This is a genomic window from Aureibaculum luteum, from assembly GCF_003449015.1.
Lineage (GTDB): Bacteria > Bacteroidota > Bacteroidia > Flavobacteriales > Flavobacteriaceae > Aureibaculum > Aureibaculum luteum.
Window position 1 is genome coordinate 99,242 of the sequence record NZ_QRGD01000001.1, and the last position, 16,436, is coordinate 115,677.

The following is a 16,436-nucleotide window of genomic DNA, read 5'->3' on the forward strand; positions in this document are numbered from 1 at the left end:
ACTATTATTCAGAATAAAGGTCTATTAATCAGAATCGGTTCAATAAAAAAAAGAAGTATAAATTTAAAAATAAAAGTCATGAAAACAAATAAAATTAAATTAGTAATACTAGCACTAGTAATGATTTTTGGAGGGTTCTTATATGCACAAAAAGAAAATCAGAATGAGAATCAAAACCAAAATAGAAATCAAAACTATGAGGTTATTAAAGAAACCTTAAATACAGAACAACAAGAAATGCTCCAAAATGAACGTCGCATTATGAAGCAAAACCGTGAAATGCTTAGAGAATCATTAACTGAGGAACAATTAGCTCTTTTAAAAGACCCAGAACTTACAAGAGAACAAATAAGAGAAAGGTTAAGAGCTTCTTTTACAGATGAACAACAACAATTGGTACTGCAACAACAAACTCGCTTACGTACTATGCGAAAAGAATTTCAAGGTACCCTTACCGAAGAACAACGCATAATGATCCAGGAAAAGTTACAGCAACGTATAAAAAATTCTGGTGAGCAAGGTGAATTGAGAAATGGAAATCGTTCTAACAGCAACGGTCAGCGTAATAAAAACAATGGTAACGGTGGTAATGGCAGTGGTAATGGGAATAATTAACTTTAAGTTATGAAAAATACTGCCTATAGAATTTTAACATTTTTTAGAATAACAGGGTTGCTACTTTTTCTGGTGGCAACCTCTTTTTTTTCTTATGCTCAAGTAACACCTGCAGATGATGAGATAGACATGTTACTTGATGAACTTTTCTTTAACGAAGATCAAATGATCGATGATATTTTGGCTTCCTTAAATCGTTATGACTTTATTTACACGAGTATTACGTTTAACAGCAATTCTTATTTTTCTGGTAGAGATTCAGGAATTGACCAATTTAATTTTTACCCTCAAGCATCCTACTATCACTCTTCTGGTTTTAATTTTAGTATTTCAGGACTTTATTATGAAACATTTGACCCTAACTGGGATTTTACAAGTTTGTCTTTAGGTTACAATCAATACTTAGGTAAAAAAAAATTACTGTACCTCAGCACAGGCTATACTCGATATTTCTATAGCGATGGGTCGGACATTTTCACCAATGCTGTTGATTTAGGTTTAGGTATCCAGAATAAAAAAAGAACTATTGGCTCTACACTTTCTGCTACTTATTTATTCGGTACCGATAATGCCTTACAATTAATATCTAGCACCTATGGTAAAATTAATTTGGCAAAGAAAAAAACATTTTCAATAAAATTCAAGCCACGGATAAACTTTCTAATTGCTCAACAAACTATGGCCTTAGAAGAACTAAATAGCCAAACTCAAGAAGCAGAATATATTAATTATGATGTTTTTGATCTATTAAACGTACAACTTAATTTACCAATAACATTTGTAAGTAAATCGTTCAATTTAGATGTAGGATATACTATTAATTTCCCTAACGCTGTAGCTACAGAAACTGATCTCAAGTCCAATGGCTTCTTTACTATTAATATGGGCTATATGTTAAGCTTAAAAAAATGAAAATTATTACTAAAAGCTGAATAGACAAAAATGTAATTTCTTTAATCAATAATTTCTCTATCTTTGTTTGCCAACACTATAATGTCATTTTTAAATTAATAAAAAATATGAAAAAATTCACCTATCTCTTATTGATTATCGTGTTAGCTGCATCTTGTGACTTAAATCTAGGCAAAGATGAATTTGATGCTGTTGACTGGAAAAAAAGAACAATAAACATAAGTCAAAAAGACTCACTACAATTTGGCAGAACCTATCTTTCTGTATACTCCCAAATTTATAGTTATACAGAACATAAAACACATAACCTTACGGCGATGGTAAGCTTGAGAAATACTAGTTTTAATGATACTATTTATATTCTAAAAGCTGATTACTACCATACAAAAGGGCATTTAGTACGAACTTATATTAAACAACCTATTTACTTAGCTCCACTTGAAACTGTAGAGATAATTATTGACGAAGCCGATATAGAAGGTGGTACAGGTTCTAATTTTATTTTTGACTGGAATATTCCAAAAAAATCTCCAGATCCGCTTTTCGAGGGTATTATGAGCTCAACAATGAGCCAACAAGGCCTTTCTTTTACCACACAAGGAAAACGTATAGAATAATTTACTTTCAAAAAACATTTTTAAATACTTCTCTAGTATAACCCAAAGAAAACATCAATGATGAAATTTTTTAAATTAAGCCTAGTTCTTTTTCTTGTACACACAACTTTAATAGCACAAGACTTAACTTTTGAAGAATACAATCCCAAATCAACCTTAGTTATTCCTGGCAAGATTATAAAAAAAGCTAAGTTTCCATTTATTGACGTACACGGGCATCAGTACAATATGCCTAAACAAGACTTGAGTCCTGTAGTAGCTGCTATGGACACGCTTAACATGGGCATCATGGTAAATTTAAGTGGCCGATCAGGAAAAGACCTGCAACAATCTGTTGCCAATATTGCTAAAAATTTCCCCAACCGTTTTGTTGTTTTTGCCAATGTAGACTTTGATGAAGTTGGTAAAAAAGACTGGGCAAAAAATGCTGTAAATCAGTTAAGAGAAGATGTTAAAAATGGAGCTAGAGGACTAAAGGTTTATAAAAGTTTAGGGCTCAGAAATAAAGACACTGACGGTAATAGAATTGCTATTGACGATAAAAGATTGGATCCCATATGGGCACTTTGTGGAGAATTAGGTGTACCTGTTTTAATCCATGCTGCAGATCCTAAATCATTTTGGGATACATTTGATGGTGATAATGAGCGTTGGTTAGAACTCAAAACTCATCCGAGAAGAAAACGTGAAGCAAATGACCCCGCTCCATGGGAGCAAATTATTGCAGAACAACATAATATGTTTAAAAAACATCCTGAAACGACTTTTATAAACGCTCACATGGGTTGGTTTGCGAATGATTTGGGTAAATTAGGTGAGCTATTAGATGAAATGCCTAATATGAATGTTGGTATAGGAGCCATAATTGCAGAGTTGGGCAGACAACCTCGATTTGCGAAAGCCTTTTTTATCAAATATCAGGATCGGATTTTATTCGGAAAAGACAGTTGGAAACCAGAAGAATTTCCCACGTATTTTAGAGTATTAGAGTCTAATGACGAATACTTTCCATATCATAAAAAATACCATGCTTTTTGGCCAATGTACGGGTTAGATTTACCCGATGACGTATTGAAAAAAGTATATTATAAAAATGCCTTGCGTATTGTACCTGGCTTGGACAAAAGTTTGTTTGGGGAGTAAATTCTAATTAGTGTTTTACGCTGTAATACGTATTCCATTAAGCATTTCTTTATGGTCAGGTTTCTCAAACCAACCTTCCATAAAGTCAAAATTTTCTTTGGTCACTTCAAACTCAAATGTTGCTCCTTTTTCAGTATTCCGTTTTGTTATTCTGTTCAACCGGGTTTCTTTTGAAATATCTAAAAAGTGCAATGTTAGTTCATAGCCCTTCCTTTTAGCAAATTTTCTAAATTTCTCTCTATGCTCAAATTTTGAAAGTCCTAAATCAAGAATAGCATCTATCTTTGCGTTTTCTAACTGATCAACTAAATCCATAATCATTTTTTCAGCACGTTCAATTCTTTCAAGAAACCATTCCAATCCGTCCGTTGGTTTCTTATCCGCTAGAAAAAGTGTATTATTCCATTTATCAATGGAGAAAATAACTCCATTCGTTTCTTTTTTCAATTCGTTGGCGTACGTGGTTTTTCCAGCACCTGTATTCCCTACTATTAAGTGAATCATTTTGTATTAATTAAATCTATGACAATCGTTTCTTGTTAGAAACGCTCTATTGTTTAACAACCATTTTAGGTTTTAATTTTCTTTTCCAATAGAGTATATAAACTGTGCCTATAATTGTAGGTAAAGTCCAAGCAAACACATTCCAAATGCCTAAACCAGCGACTAAGAATGCCGTAACCGACGCAATAAACGCTCCAATCATTTTTCCGACATGATTTCTAAGCCATTCGTTTTTACCTTTTACAAAATTTTTATAAAAAATAAAATCTTTTAGGGTTACTAGAAGTCCAAAACCTCCAAAGAAAATAAATAATAAATAATTCAAGTCGTTTACTTTCATCATACCATAGGCACCAAATAATATCATCAGTATTGATAATGATAACATACTCCCTGATATAATTTTATCAATTGGTTTTGCTGCTTTCTTACTTTTCAACTTAAACGTTAATATTTGATTTCCTGAAATTACTAAATAGATGGTAAATAATCCAATTAGGAAAAGAAGTATGCTTTTATGATTAGGCATCCAAGAAATTGGTATTATAATCAATGAACTCGTTATCATACCGATTGAAAATAATTTCCCCATAACTTTATGAGGTTTACTTCCCTTTTTCACAATTATACTTCCCAGTCCTGTTATTAATCCTAATCCACCAAAAAAAGCATGTATGTATATAAAAATCTTAATCGTTTCTTCCATCTTAATATTGATTTTGTTTTTTCAAAATTCCGTATACCCTACTACTTAATAAAACTTAATTTGTTGAATTGTTGTTTTTATATGATGAACTGTAAATTATTTATAAAATCTTTTATAGGAACTAAGATTCAAGTTTTCCCTTATAAGTTGGAAAGCCTCTTAAGGTCTTCCCAAGTAATCATTTCTACACCCATTTTATTTTCGAACATGTTTGTAACAAAAGCTTTTCCTAAAAGCTCAACATTAATACCTCTATACTTTTTTAATGGACCAAATAATACGCGACTCAGTACAGGCCAAACTTTTAATGTTATCCCTTGAGCTAGCCCATATCTATTCGTTTTTGTTATAATCATTGAAGGCTGAAAAATACTGAGTCTATCAAAATTCATTGCTTCCAATTCATTGACTAGCTCTCCTTTAATCCGCAAATAAAAAGAGGCCGATTTAGCATTAATGCCAACCGAAGATAATAATTGAAAGTGTGCAACACCTGCTTCTTTACAAGCTTTAGCAAATGCAATTACTGCTGTTTTATCTATTTTTATAAATTCTTCTTTACTTACCTTAGAGGGTTCACCCACACCAAAAGTACAAATGGCCACTTGATGATTAGTTATTTTGTCTCTATATGTGTTGGGATCAAAAACATCTACGTTATGTTGCACTACTAATGTTTCAGATATATCTGGCAATGACCTACGACCTAAAGTTGAAATTCGAAGAACCTCCGGCCTCTTTATTAAGTTATTAAGAACTTGGTTTCCAACGGCACCTGTGGCTCCTAATAGTATTACAGAATCTGATTTATTGATCATGTTTTATTTCAATGATATTGTACTAAAACTTCAATTTATTTACACTAATAATTTATGCTCTTTATTAAAAATAAGCTTTAGAAATAAACTAATTACTTCTGATTTAAAAACAAAATTTACAGAAGTACTTTTTTGAGTTTACAATACTTTTCACTGTTTAACCTGTATTTTTTAAACCTCCAGATAACGAATTAGTAATAGACAACAGTTTTGTAAGTATCTGATCACCCTCAATAGGGTTGGTAACCATAACACTTCTCCATTCTTTTAAATATTGAATATGAAGTTTGTGCAATACTTCTAATTCTTTCTCTCTTCTTTTCAAATTTTCTATTTGGCCTATTCTTCTAACGGAAGCTGGCTCACCGAGTAAATCTTCAATGTGAATAATTCCTTCCTTATAATCGGTTAAAATCATATTTAAAAAATTGGATTTGATGTCTTTATCAGAAACGAGTTCTGAATACACTTTCATCAGTTCCGAATTCGCAAGGATTAAATTCGTTTCTATTTGAATTAACATGTACCTTAAAAACGGCCATGAATCAACATGTTGTTTTAGCTCCTCAAATTTTGATACTTTATTTTCTTTAAGTTCTTTTAAGGCATGTCCAACACCAAACCAACCTGTTAAGGTAAAACGTGATAAATTCCAACTAAACACCCAAGGAATAGCCCTTAAATCACTTAAAGTACGTTGTCCAGATCGCCGTGCAGGTCTTGATCCTATTTTACTTTTCTCTAATAAATCAATTGAAGTTGCTTCACTAAAAAACTGAATAAAATCATCATGTTGAACCATGTTTTTATAAAAGTCGACCGATTTATCCGTTAGCCAATCTAAGGTTTCATAAGGATAAAGTTCTTCTTTTTGAGAGGTGTAAATTTTCATCGTTTGGCGAGCCACACCAGACGCCAACATTTCTAAATTGTAAGTTGCTGTTAATTGATTTCCAAATTGTTGTGCAATAGATTCTCCTTGAGTTGTCAATTTTATTTGACCATTAACAGAATTTATAGGCATACTTTCCATAAAACGATGATATTTACCACCACCTCTACTTATGGTTCCTCCTCTACCATGGAAAAATATAATTTTTATATCATGCTTTTCACCAATGCTGCAAAGGCTCTCTTCCGCCTTATGTAAATGCCATTTACTCGCCAATACTCCGCCATCTTTATTACTATCACTATACCCAACCATTACTTCTTGTGTATTTGACATTAATTTTAGGCGATTTTTAGTGATTGGAAAATTTAAAAAATCTTCCAATATCTTATCTCCTCCTTCTAAATCTTCTATGGTTTCCAAAAGTGGTACCACACGTAAATTAGTGTTTAATAGTTGTGTTTCTCTCATCAATAAATACATCACTAATAAATCACTAAGACTTCTAGTCATACTTACTATTAAAGACCCTATTCCTTCTGAACCATATAAACTAATATGTTGTCTTAAAACCCTAAAATAATCTAGTACATTATCTGCTTCTAAACCATATGATATTGTATTATTGGTTAATGGAGTATGTTTTTCTAATTCTTCAGTCAAAAAAGAAACACGTGTTTTTTCATCCCAATTATGAAAATCAAACTTTTCGAATCCCGACTTTTCTAATATCTGCGTAATTACTTTTTCATGGTAACCGCTGTTTTGTCTAATATCTAATTTGGCAAGATGAAACCCGAAACATTGTACCGTTCTTTCAACAGGAAACAAAATATCTTCCGCTATTCCTTGTGCTCCACCTTCTATTAAAATATTTCTAATAAATTTTAAATCTTCCTGTAAAACAGTACTCGACCTATAATAAGAATCAGATTCACCAAATTTTTCAGCAATGGTGTTCTCCATTTTAATCACCAAAAGACTAACATATTGTCTCCATGGTTCATGTGGATTACGTTTTAAGGCTTTTTCTCCAGACGCTCCCAATATTTTTGCTTGCTTACTCACGGCTTCAAGTAGTGCAGTGGGTACAGGGTTTTTAATACCAGACAACGTTAAGCGAGTGGCTAAATTCACCAGTTGCTTATAAATAATATCTAATGCCTTTTCACGATGTATCAAGAGCGTATCTCTTGTAAAACTTGGTGTTACAAAAGGATGACCGTCACGGTCTCCTCCAACCCAACTACCAAAATTAAAATCCGGATAATGTTCTGGTTGCGTTAATTTATCAGGGTTAAACCCCATCGCAATCCAAGATTCCTTCAGTCTTTCATCACTCTTTTCTAATACCAATGGGAATACCTTACTTAGGTAATACACAATATTGTCACGTTCTGAGGCGAGGTCAGGTTTTTCAAGATAAGTATCTCCGGTTCTCCACCAACGTTCTAATAAATTAATGATTTTTTCACGTATCGTATTATTCTCCGTTTTAGAAAGAATGGAATTTTCCTTTTGCACCAATAATAAGTAAAGCTCTCTTTGTAATTCAATAATTGCAATTCTTTTTGACTCCGTTGGATGGGCAGTTAAGACTGGCATCACATTTAACGAAGACAATAATTCAATAATCTTATCTTCACCCAAACCTTGTTCAATCCATATCTTGAAAGTTTCTCCCCAAGACCCTCTATTTGCAGCAATGCCATTTTGATTTTCGAGTTGCCTGTGATATTGTATGGCAGCGTTCTCTTCAACTAAAGTTATTAATTGAAAATAAATACCTAATGCTTGTACAATTTTTTCATCAGAAACGGAATACCCTATAGTCTCATTTTGAGATGTTTTATTTAACTGAAGTAATTTAATAGTTTCGTGCTCATTTATACGCGATAACATCTCTTCATAACAAAGAAGAATATATTCTCTATCATCACTTATTTTTTGATATTCATTGGTTTCAATTTCAGTATTCATCGTAAATTCTAATATTAAAATTATTTAAAAAGATATGCTTTCTAGCCCCTAAAATTGGGCTAAGGAATGAAACTAAATTTAGAATGGTAACAGACACACCATATTTAGCGTTTAAAGTCTAAATATAAGTATAATCTAATTTCAATTTATTATTTAAATCCATTTTTTATTGCTCTTTTGCATATGTGAGATTTGTACAGCTCCATTACAATTAAAATTGTTCTTTAATTTTCAAGAGTACTTCGTTAAAAACAGCATAACTGTTTCAATAAAATATCCTTTATATCCTCAATTCTATAATTACGTTTTCAATAATTTAATGATTGTATCATGCGAGTTAATGTAACATTTATCACATTTAAAATTGATAAATATCATTAATTAGAATCTCTAATATCTTTAAATTAGTAAGGATATTTAATGTAACTAAAAGCCTCTTATAATGGAAACACTAGAAAATATTAAAACTCGAGTTTACAAATTTGGAAATAAATCTGCCGATGGAGACAGTACAATGAAAAACTTATTGGGTGGAAAAGGTGCTAATTTGGCTGAAATGAGCAAAATAGGAATTCCTGTTCCTCCTGGTTTCACCATAACTACAGATGTGTGTACAGAATATAATCTATTAGGAGAAGAAGCCGTTGTTAATCTACTTACAAACGAAGTTGAAGCTTCTATAGATACTATCGAAAAGAGTATGGGTGCTAAATTTGGAGATAAAGAAAATCCCTTATTAGTTTCTGTTCGTTCTGGAGCACGCGTTTCTATGCCAGGCATGATGGATACCGTTTTGAACATAGGACTGAATGATGAAGTGGTTATTGGACTTGCCAATAAAACTAAAAATGAGCGTTTTGCATGGGATTCTTACCGTCGTTTTATTCAAATGTACGGCGGTGTCGTTTTGGGCATGAAACCCGAATATAAAGAAGATATTGATCCTTTTGAAGAAATAATAGAGGCTCTTAAACACAAACGCACTATTGAATTAGACACTGATTTTACCATACAAGATTTAAAAGATTTGGTGTATGATTTTAAAGAAGCCGTAAAAAAACGTACCAGTCATGATTTCCCTACCAATCCATGGGAACAACTTTGGGGTGCAATAATTGCCGTTTTTAATAGTTGGAACGGAGATCGTGCTGTGTATTATAGAAATATGCATGGTTATCCAGCAGATTGGGGTACTGCTGTAAATGTACAAGCCATGGTCTATGGTAATATGGGTAATAACTCAGGTACTGGCGTTTGCTTTACGCGTGATGCGGGTACTGGAGAGAATGTATTTAACGGAGAATATTTAATCAATGCTCAAGGTGAAGATGTAGTTGCAGGTGTGAGAACACCTCAGCAAATTACAAAATTGGGTTCTGAACGTTGGGCAGTATTGGCTAAAGTTGAAGAAGACGAACGAGCTGAGAAGTATCCTTCGTTAGAGGAATTAATGCCAACTATTTATAATGAGTTAAATGGTTATCAAGAAAAACTAGAAAAACATTATCGTGATATGCAAGATATGGAATTTACCATGCAAGATGGTAAACTTTGGATTCTTCAAACTCGAAATGGAAAACGTACAGGCTTTGCAATGGTAAAAATTGCAATGGACTTGCTTAAAGAAGGAACTATTAATGAAAAAGAAGCTTTACTGCGTATTGAACCTAATAAATTAGACGAATTATTACATCCTATATTTGACCCCAAAGCATTGAAAAGTGCAAATGTCATCGCACAAGGACTGCCCGCTTCTCCTGGAGCAGCAACAGGTAAAATTGTATTCTTTGCAGATGAAGCTAATAAATATAAAAATAGCATTTTAGTACGTATTGAAACTTCACCAGAAGATTTAGAAGGTATGAACATTGCCAAAGGGATTCTTACCGCTCGTGGCGGGATGACCTCACATGCGGCAGTTGTTGCTCGTGGTATGGGTAAATGTTGTGTTTCTGGTGCTGGAGCCTTAAAAATTAACTATAAAAACAGAACATTAACCGTAGACGGTCATGAATACCATGACGGAGATTGGATTTCACTAAACGGTTCTACAGGTAATATTATTGAAGGTAAAGTAGCCACTACTGAACCTGAATTGAGTGGTGAATTTGCTGAAATCATGGAATTGACAGATAAATACGCTACCATGCAAGTGCGTACCAACGCCGATTCTCCCAATGATGCAAAAATAGCCCGTAATTTTGGAGCTCAAGGTATAGGGTTAACAAGAACCGAGCATATGTTCTTTGAAGTTGATCGTATTAAAGCCATGCGTGAAATGATTTTGTCAGATACTGTTAAGGGCCGAAAAGAAGCTCTTAAAGATTTGCTACCTATGCAACGCGACGATTTTGAGGGTATATTTGAAGCAATGGCAGGCTTGCCTGTAACAGTTCGGTTGCTAGACCCACCTTTGCACGAATTTGTTCCTCACCAATTGGCAACACAAAAAGACTTAGCCGATGATATGCACATTTCATTAGAGGCGGTTAAAAGTAAAGTAGCCGAACTAGAGGAATTTAACCCAATGCTGGGACATAGAGGATGTCGTTTAGGAATTACCTATCCAGAAATTACTGAAATGCAGGCTAGGGCTATTATTGAAGCCGCCTTAAATTTAAAAGAAAAAGGCATTGAAGCTAAGCCAGAAATTATGGTGCCGCTCATTGGTACATTGGCAGAATTTGAGAACCAAGAAAAAATTATTAGAGAAACTGCAAAACAAATCTTTGAAGAAAGAAATGATAGCATTGAATTTTTAGTGGGAACTATGATTGAGATTCCTCGTGCCGCTTTATTGGCTGATAAGATTGCTCAAAGTGCCGATTTCTTTTCATTTGGAACAAATGATTTAACACAAATGACATTTGGTTATTCTCGTGACGATGCTGGCAAATTTTTACCAATTTATATAGAAAAAGGTATTTTAAAAGTAGATCCTTTTGAGGTGCTAGATCAAGAAGGTGTAGGACAATTGGTAAAAATGGGTACAGAAAGAGGACGAAGTATTAAACCAGATTTAAAAGTTGGTATCTGTGGTGAACATGGTGGTGAACCTAGTTCTGTGGAATTCTGCTATCAAACAGGAATGAACTATGTAAGTTGTTCTCCTTACCGTGTACCAATTGCACGCTTAGCATCTGCCCAAGCTGCTATAAAAGATAGTTTATAGTTTTAAATAAGGTATTTATTGAAATCCCAAATCGAGAATTTCTTGGTTTGGGATTTTCACCATTAAGATGTATTGAATAGTCTGTCTTAGCAAATTAAGTCACAAAAGTGTATTGTAAATATGCTATTCGTATTATGGTCTCGTCCTGAAATATAATTCACTATTAAAACTGAATTTATGCTATATTTATATTTACCATAATAAGGTTTTTAAAGTCTGATAATAAAATTACATAGATACTCACTGACCCACAAAACTATAGAAATAGTTTAGCTGTAAAAGTAAAGACACTTATCCGCTCCTAAGACTGTTCTACTTAATCTGAATACATCTTATCAATAAGTTCTTTGTATTTTTTCTGTATTACTTTTCGCTTTAATTTTAAGGTTGCCGTAATCTCACCTGCTTCTATACTAAAGCTTTTAGGGAGTAAGGTGAATTTTTTAATTTTTTCAAATTTAGAAAATTCCTTTTGAAGCTCTTCAAATCGTTTTTCAAAAAGGGCAATGATCTGATTATTGGTGATTAATTCTTCAACATCTTTAAAGGTAATTTTGTGTTCTAAAGCGTATTTCTTTAAATTCTCAAAACTTGGTACGGCAAGTGCTGTAACATATTTTTGCTGATCTCCTATTACTGCAATTTGCTCAATAAACGAATCGGTAATTAGAGCGGTTTCTAATTTTTGTGGTGCAATATATTTTCCACCAGACGTTTTCATTAAATCTTTAATTCTATCGGTAATTATTAAATTCCCTTTTTCATCTATTTTACCTGCATCACCAGTTTTAAACCAACCATTATCAAAAACTTCTGCAGTAGCCTCTGGTTTTTTGTAATAGCCTTTCATTACTCCTGGACCTTTTACTAAAACCTCATTATTATGACCAATTTTAATTTGAGATCCTTCTATGGGTTTTCCTGCAGAATTAAATTCATAATTAGTATCCCCAAAAAGCGTAACCGTTGCTGTAGTTTCGGTTAATCCGTATCCACATTTAATATTCAGACCAAACGAATGAAAAAAGGAAACCATATCTGCCGCCAAAGGAGCACCTCCACAAGGCATAAACCTTATACGACTACCAAATACTTCACGCAATTTACTTAGCACTAATTTATTTGCTATTTTATATTTCAACTTTAAAAGTAGTGGTACTTTTTTAGCAATTCGTTTATGCTTGTTATAATAATTATTACCAACACCCAATGCCCAGCTTGCCAATTTCATTTTAGTAGGCGAAGCTTCCTTTCTTTTATCTTGAATTGCAGCAAATATTTTCTCAAATATTCGAGGTACTGTACACATTAAGGTTGGTTCTACTTCTTTTAAAACCTCTACAATTTTTTTAGGATCTTGATTAAAATAAACTTCAATTCCTCTATGTAAACAAAAGAATACCCAGCTGCGTTCATAAATATGACTTAAGGGTAGAAAACTTAATGAGATATCTCTTTCTGAAACGTTCAATTCATAATCATGTGCATATAACGAAGCTCCAAAATTAGTATAATCTAACATTACTCCTTTGGGCTCTCCTGTTGTTCCAGAAGTATAAATGATACTTGCCAAATCTTTTAAATCGCACTCGTAATACCTTTTTTGAAGTTCCGTTTCAATTTGTTCTGAAGGCTCAAATGCTATAAAATCTTCTAAATAAATAGAATTATTTGATTGATGAAGTTTAATTGTTTTTGTTAACGCTACAATTAGTTTTAAATACTTGGAAGTTTCTAGAAGTTCATAAGCTTTATCATATTCATTTTGATCGCCAACAAAAAGTAGACTCACCTCTGCATCATTGACAACATATTCTACCTCTTTTTTAGAATTTGTAGCATAAATGGGTATCGTTACTGCTCTAACTCGCATAATTGCAACATCTGCAATTATCCAATTTGGCATATTTTCGGCAAAAATAGCAATATTCTGTTGTATCGATATTCCATAATTTAAGAGGGCTTTTGACAGCTCTTCTATTCGATATTCAAAATCTAACCAAGAAACACCCTTCCATTTTCCAAGCTCATTATCCTTATAATAAATGGCGTTTTTACTATTAAAACGCTGACTATTTTCTTTTATCTCTTCTACTAAGTGTTTATATTTCATAAACTGTTATTGGTTCCAAATTAAAATAGGACGTTGCCTAAAATAAAGCATACAAAGTTACGAATAATTGTACGCTGTTTACCTAAATTGAACGTTTCATATTTTTAAAACTATCAATTTTATTACGCTTAAAAATCATTGTTTTTTCCGCTATTGAATGAAAGATTTGATTTTATATACATCCCATTTTCAAGAAGATAGCTTGAGCATAAATTAGTCTCGATAACTTATATCGCTTATCTCATTTTTTGTAAGCTTAAAAATGATAGAGTTAATAATTAATAAAATAAAGACGTTCTTAAAAACACACCAAAGAACAGATCTGAATTCTTATAAATTGATGTAGGTAATTCATTTTTTTTGAGAGAGTTATAGATAGTGTATTTACATTAAAAGAAATCAAGATTTCTTTACAACAGTTCTTTATTATGTGTGATTTTTTCTCTTTTTATGTATTTAGCTATTTTCCCAATTACTAAAACAAAAAAAGCAATAATTCCAGAAAAAATCAGACCAGTTATTAATGAAAAATTTCTTCCAGTATCACTTGTTAAATTTCTCATTGCTTCGTTCTGTTCAAGCGTTATTTCAATTCCGCTAAAAAAACCGTCTTTATTTAAGTCAAACTTATTCAAATTCCATTGAGCATAAATATTAGAATAAGTTGCTCCTCCAACGATTAATAAGTAAAACAGAAAGAAAACTGTCAAACTTATCCAAAACAATTTCAGTTTTCCGTTTCCAAATATTCGCTTTCTTTTCACGAATATAATTCCTAAAATCAAAATTGAAATTATTGATGGAAAGATTAAATGATATGGTAAAGTTATTTCGTTCATTAAATTTCTTTTAGTTTGGTCAAATATCTAGTCCTAAAATATAGCTATAGGTTAAAATTAATGTTTTTCGATTAAACACTAATCGCCCAATTATATATATATAGTGTTGTAGCTTCGTTATTTTATATGTCCAATCCCAAATCCCATATCTTCAATTTTATACAGATGATTGTGGTCGTGCATTAACAAATGTCTTAGCATGATATAAGGTGTATAAGTTTTGTATTCTGGATGAATGGCTAACTTATTCCAGTCGTTCGAGTTAAATGCTTTCGTTAATTCAATTGTTCTTTGTCGAATTTCGAAAAAGTCATTTATAGTCTTTTTCAAATCTAATTTTAAAAAGAAATTTTTATCAAAACTATCTCCAGATAGTGGTTCAAAAATCGGTTTTTCTTCTTGTCTAAAAACTTTGAGTCTTTTTTGAAATCCATAAATATCGCCAACTGCTATATGAGTTGCATGTTCATGAATTGACCACTTACCTTTGATCATTTTCTCTTTATAAAGTTCAGAGTCAATTTCAGAAATCAATTCCTTTAATAGTCTAGGCGTTTCACTTAAAGCATTTAATATTGTTTTAATTTCTCTATTCATTTTTCTAATAAGCTACATTAGTTAGTATAAGAAGAGTAAGGGATTAAAATGGACTTACTTTCAATTTAGCACTTAGCCAAATTTACCATTTTATCGTTATATTTCTTTTAGCCGTCAAATTGAAAATCTGGAGGACTTTGTTAATATAAACTAACTCTGGGTCTAACTCGTAACCCTTATATTTTCATACATTGTTGTAAGGCGTTTTTATATCATCACATATTTCACTTATACAACCAATTTCAGTATATAATTTATGTTCTTTGTTCTTGAATATCTTCGGGTTAAGTTCTATTCTATCGAACCATTCAGATGTTGGTTTATAATTGTCTTTATCTCCAAAATACAGGCTTAAATTACATTTGGGTTTTTCTTTTTCATATCTAAGTCTGGTTGAAGATATAGAGTAAAGAGTGTTGATTTTTAATCCATTCAATTGTGCTTTCCAAGCAATTATTCCTCCAATACTAAAAGCCAAAACATCAATTCTTTTTTTCTCTAATTCTAAAAGTCTTTTCGTGGCAACTTCAATTCCTCCGTTTATAAATTGGTTGTGCAAATTATTTTCTTGATATTCTAATTTATCAACTTGTCCTAAGTCGCAACAATCATAATACTGAATTTCAAAAATAGAATCTAAAATCTCGGTATAATCATTTATCCATACTGATTTTTCAATTCCCCATAAATCGGATAATATTATTAATCTAGGTTTCATTTATCAGTTTTTCTGTAATGACTTACAACATTTGTATTACCACAATTGCAGGGCTGTTTTTTAGTACTATAAATGTAATTATATATTTTTACAATATGAATACAAGCTCCGTTATTATTGGCATTCTCTTATAATCTTAATGAAGGTAAACGTTTTTTAAACGTTTACCAACGGAAAAATTAAACACCAAAGAGAAACCCGAACCGAGCTAAACTCAATTCGGGTTTCTCAAAAAAACAGAAAAATTGCTATTCTGCCACTGGCGGATATTTCGCCATAATTTCTGTTACAAATTCTTTGATACGTGCTTCTTTTTTAGAAATGTTATTTGCAGATGCTAATGCACCTGTACCCATTCCTTGCCAAGCCAATTCCTTTTTATTGGCATCTATAAGGTCTATAAACAAGGTACCTTCTGTAGATCGGGTTACATTATTATAAGCCCCCATTCCGAATCCGTAAGGACCAAAACCACCATAATACCAAGGATACCAACCGTTATAATTGTTATTATACACATTAATTTTTTCTCTAGACTTGGTAAAGATATTTACCAATAAATCTGGGTTTTCAGATTTTGTAAATCCTTTAGCTATTAAATCTGCTTCAACCGCTCGTAATATTCTACGCTTGTCTAAATCAGAAATATCTACTTTATCAATTCCTTTTTTGTAAAAAGCAAACGTTTTATATTTACTAAAGTCAACTTCTTTATCATAATCTGAAGAAACTCTAACTGATGCACAAGAGGATACTAAAAAAAGTACCACAACCACTGAAAGTAATTTTACGTATTTCATAAGTTTAATT

Annotated in this window: 14 protein-coding genes; 5 read left to right on the forward strand and 9 right to left on the reverse strand. The window is 32.1% G+C overall.

Annotated features, from left to right (window positions below):
• The first annotated feature begins 78 nt into the window (after positions 1-78).
• From D3P13_RS00495 to D3P13_RS00510, 4 genes are all read left to right on the forward strand, one after another.
• Entirely contained in the window at positions 79-615 is a 537-nt protein-coding gene (locus tag D3P13_RS00495; RefSeq protein WP_117879340.1) for a hypothetical protein, read from the forward strand.
• 9 nt (positions 616-624) lie between these two features.
• On the forward strand, positions 625-1,527 hold the full coding sequence (locus D3P13_RS00500; RefSeq protein WP_117879341.1) for a hypothetical protein: 903 nt from the start codon (positions 625-627) through the stop codon (positions 1,525-1,527).
• A gap of 107 nt (positions 1,528-1,634) precedes the next feature.
• Positions 1,635-2,144 (forward strand): DUF3124 domain-containing protein, encoded by a 510-nt coding sequence (locus tag D3P13_RS00505; protein WP_117879342.1) that lies wholly within the window; start codon positions 1,635-1,637, stop codon positions 2,142-2,144.
• Between the two features lie 57 nt (positions 2,145-2,201).
• Positions 2,202-3,287, forward strand: coding sequence for an amidohydrolase family protein (locus D3P13_RS00510; protein ID WP_117879343.1), 1,086 nt, complete (start codon positions 2,202-2,204; stop codon positions 3,285-3,287).
• Between the two features lie 15 nt (positions 3,288-3,302).
• On the opposite strand, the gene D3P13_RS00515 is transcribed toward D3P13_RS00510, so the two are convergent.
• The 4 genes from D3P13_RS00515 to D3P13_RS00530 all read right to left on the reverse strand — a co-directional run bounded on the left by D3P13_RS00515 (position 3,303) and on the right by D3P13_RS00530 (position 8,187).
• On the reverse strand, positions 3,303-3,791 hold the full coding sequence (locus D3P13_RS00515) for an AAA family ATPase (protein ID WP_117879344.1): 489 nt from the start codon (positions 3,789-3,791) through the stop codon (positions 3,303-3,305).
• A gap of 46 nt (positions 3,792-3,837) precedes the next feature.
• Entirely contained in the window at positions 3,838-4,497 is a 660-nt protein-coding gene (locus D3P13_RS00520) for a hypothetical protein (protein WP_117879345.1), read from the reverse strand.
• Positions 4,498-4,637: 140 nt separating this feature from the next.
• On the reverse strand, positions 4,638-5,315 hold the full coding sequence (locus tag D3P13_RS00525) for an NAD(P)H-binding protein (protein WP_117879346.1): 678 nt from the start codon (positions 5,313-5,315) through the stop codon (positions 4,638-4,640).
• Positions 5,316-5,472: 157 nt separating this feature from the next.
• Positions 5,473-8,187 (reverse strand): phosphoenolpyruvate carboxylase, encoded by a 2,715-nt coding sequence (locus D3P13_RS00530; RefSeq protein WP_117879347.1) that lies wholly within the window; start codon positions 8,185-8,187, stop codon positions 5,473-5,475.
• Positions 8,188-8,629: 442 nt separating this feature from the next.
• Between D3P13_RS00530 and ppdK the strand changes: the two genes are divergently transcribed.
• Entirely contained in the window at positions 8,630-11,359 is a 2,730-nt protein-coding gene (gene ppdK / locus D3P13_RS00535) for a pyruvate, phosphate dikinase (protein WP_117879348.1), read from the forward strand.
• Positions 11,360-11,675: 316 nt separating this feature from the next.
• Here ppdK and D3P13_RS00540 read toward each other — a convergent pair whose 3' ends face one another.
• The 5 genes from D3P13_RS00540 to D3P13_RS00560 form a co-directional block, all read right to left on the reverse strand.
• Positions 11,676-13,472 (reverse strand): AMP-dependent synthetase/ligase, encoded by a 1,797-nt coding sequence (locus D3P13_RS00540; protein WP_117879349.1) that lies wholly within the window; start codon positions 13,470-13,472, stop codon positions 11,676-11,678.
• 410 nt (positions 13,473-13,882) lie between these two features.
• A complete protein-coding gene (locus tag D3P13_RS00545) occupies positions 13,883-14,311 on the reverse strand; it encodes a hypothetical protein (RefSeq protein WP_117879350.1) in 429 nt (142 codons plus the stop codon).
• A gap of 117 nt (positions 14,312-14,428) precedes the next feature.
• Positions 14,429-14,908 carry a DinB family protein gene (locus D3P13_RS00550; protein WP_117879351.1) on the reverse strand — a complete coding sequence of 160 codons (480 nt, stop codon included), beginning with the start codon at positions 14,906-14,908 and terminating at the stop codon, positions 14,429-14,431.
• A gap of 184 nt (positions 14,909-15,092) precedes the next feature.
• Positions 15,093-15,626 (reverse strand): alpha/beta hydrolase, encoded by a 534-nt coding sequence (locus tag D3P13_RS00555; protein WP_117879352.1) that lies wholly within the window; start codon positions 15,624-15,626, stop codon positions 15,093-15,095.
• 248 nt (positions 15,627-15,874) lie between these two features.
• Positions 15,875-16,426 (reverse strand): DUF4136 domain-containing protein, encoded by a 552-nt coding sequence (locus tag D3P13_RS00560; RefSeq protein ID WP_117879353.1) that lies wholly within the window; start codon positions 16,424-16,426, stop codon positions 15,875-15,877.
• Positions 16,427-16,436 lie beyond the last annotated feature (10 nt).

What these genes read in the sequence shown, in the direction of transcription:
- D3P13_RS00495 (WP_117879340.1), top strand. Translation starts at nt 79, where the DNA reads ATGAAAACAAATAAAATTAAATTAGTAATACTAGCACTAGTAATGATT.
- D3P13_RS00500 (WP_117879341.1), top strand. Translation starts at nt 625, where the DNA reads ATGAAAAATACTGCCTATAGAATTTTAACATTTTTTAGAATAACAGGG.
- D3P13_RS00505 (WP_117879342.1), top strand. Translation starts at nt 1,635, where the DNA reads ATGAAAAAATTCACCTATCTCTTATTGATTATCGTGTTAGCTGCATCT.
- D3P13_RS00510 (WP_117879343.1), top strand. Translation starts at nt 2,202, where the DNA reads ATGATGAAATTTTTTAAATTAAGCCTAGTTCTTTTTCTTGTACACACA.
- D3P13_RS00515 (WP_117879344.1), bottom strand. Translation starts at nt 3,791, where the DNA reads ATGATTCACTTAATAGTAGGGAATACAGGTGCTGGAAAAACCACGTAC.
- D3P13_RS00520 (WP_117879345.1), bottom strand. Translation starts at nt 4,497, where the DNA reads ATGGAAGAAACGATTAAGATTTTTATATACATACATGCTTTTTTTGGT.
- D3P13_RS00525 (WP_117879346.1), bottom strand. Translation starts at nt 5,315, where the DNA reads ATGATCAATAAATCAGATTCTGTAATACTATTAGGAGCCACAGGTGCC.
- D3P13_RS00530 (WP_117879347.1), bottom strand. Translation starts at nt 8,187, where the DNA reads ATGAATACTGAAATTGAAACCAATGAATATCAAAAAATAAGTGATGAT.
- ppdK (WP_117879348.1), top strand. Translation starts at nt 8,630, where the DNA reads ATGGAAACACTAGAAAATATTAAAACTCGAGTTTACAAATTTGGAAAT.
- D3P13_RS00540 (WP_117879349.1), bottom strand. Translation starts at nt 13,472, where the DNA reads ATGAAATATAAACACTTAGTAGAAGAGATAAAAGAAAATAGTCAGCGT.
- D3P13_RS00545 (WP_117879350.1), bottom strand. Translation starts at nt 14,311, where the DNA reads ATGAACGAAATAACTTTACCATATCATTTAATCTTTCCATCAATAATT.
- D3P13_RS00550 (WP_117879351.1), bottom strand. Translation starts at nt 14,908, where the DNA reads ATGAATAGAGAAATTAAAACAATATTAAATGCTTTAAGTGAAACGCCT.
- D3P13_RS00555 (WP_117879352.1), bottom strand. Translation starts at nt 15,626, where the DNA reads ATGAAACCTAGATTAATAATATTATCCGATTTATGGGGAATTGAAAAA.
- D3P13_RS00560 (WP_117879353.1), bottom strand. Translation starts at nt 16,426, where the DNA reads ATGAAATACGTAAAATTACTTTCAGTGGTTGTGGTACTTTTTTTAGTA.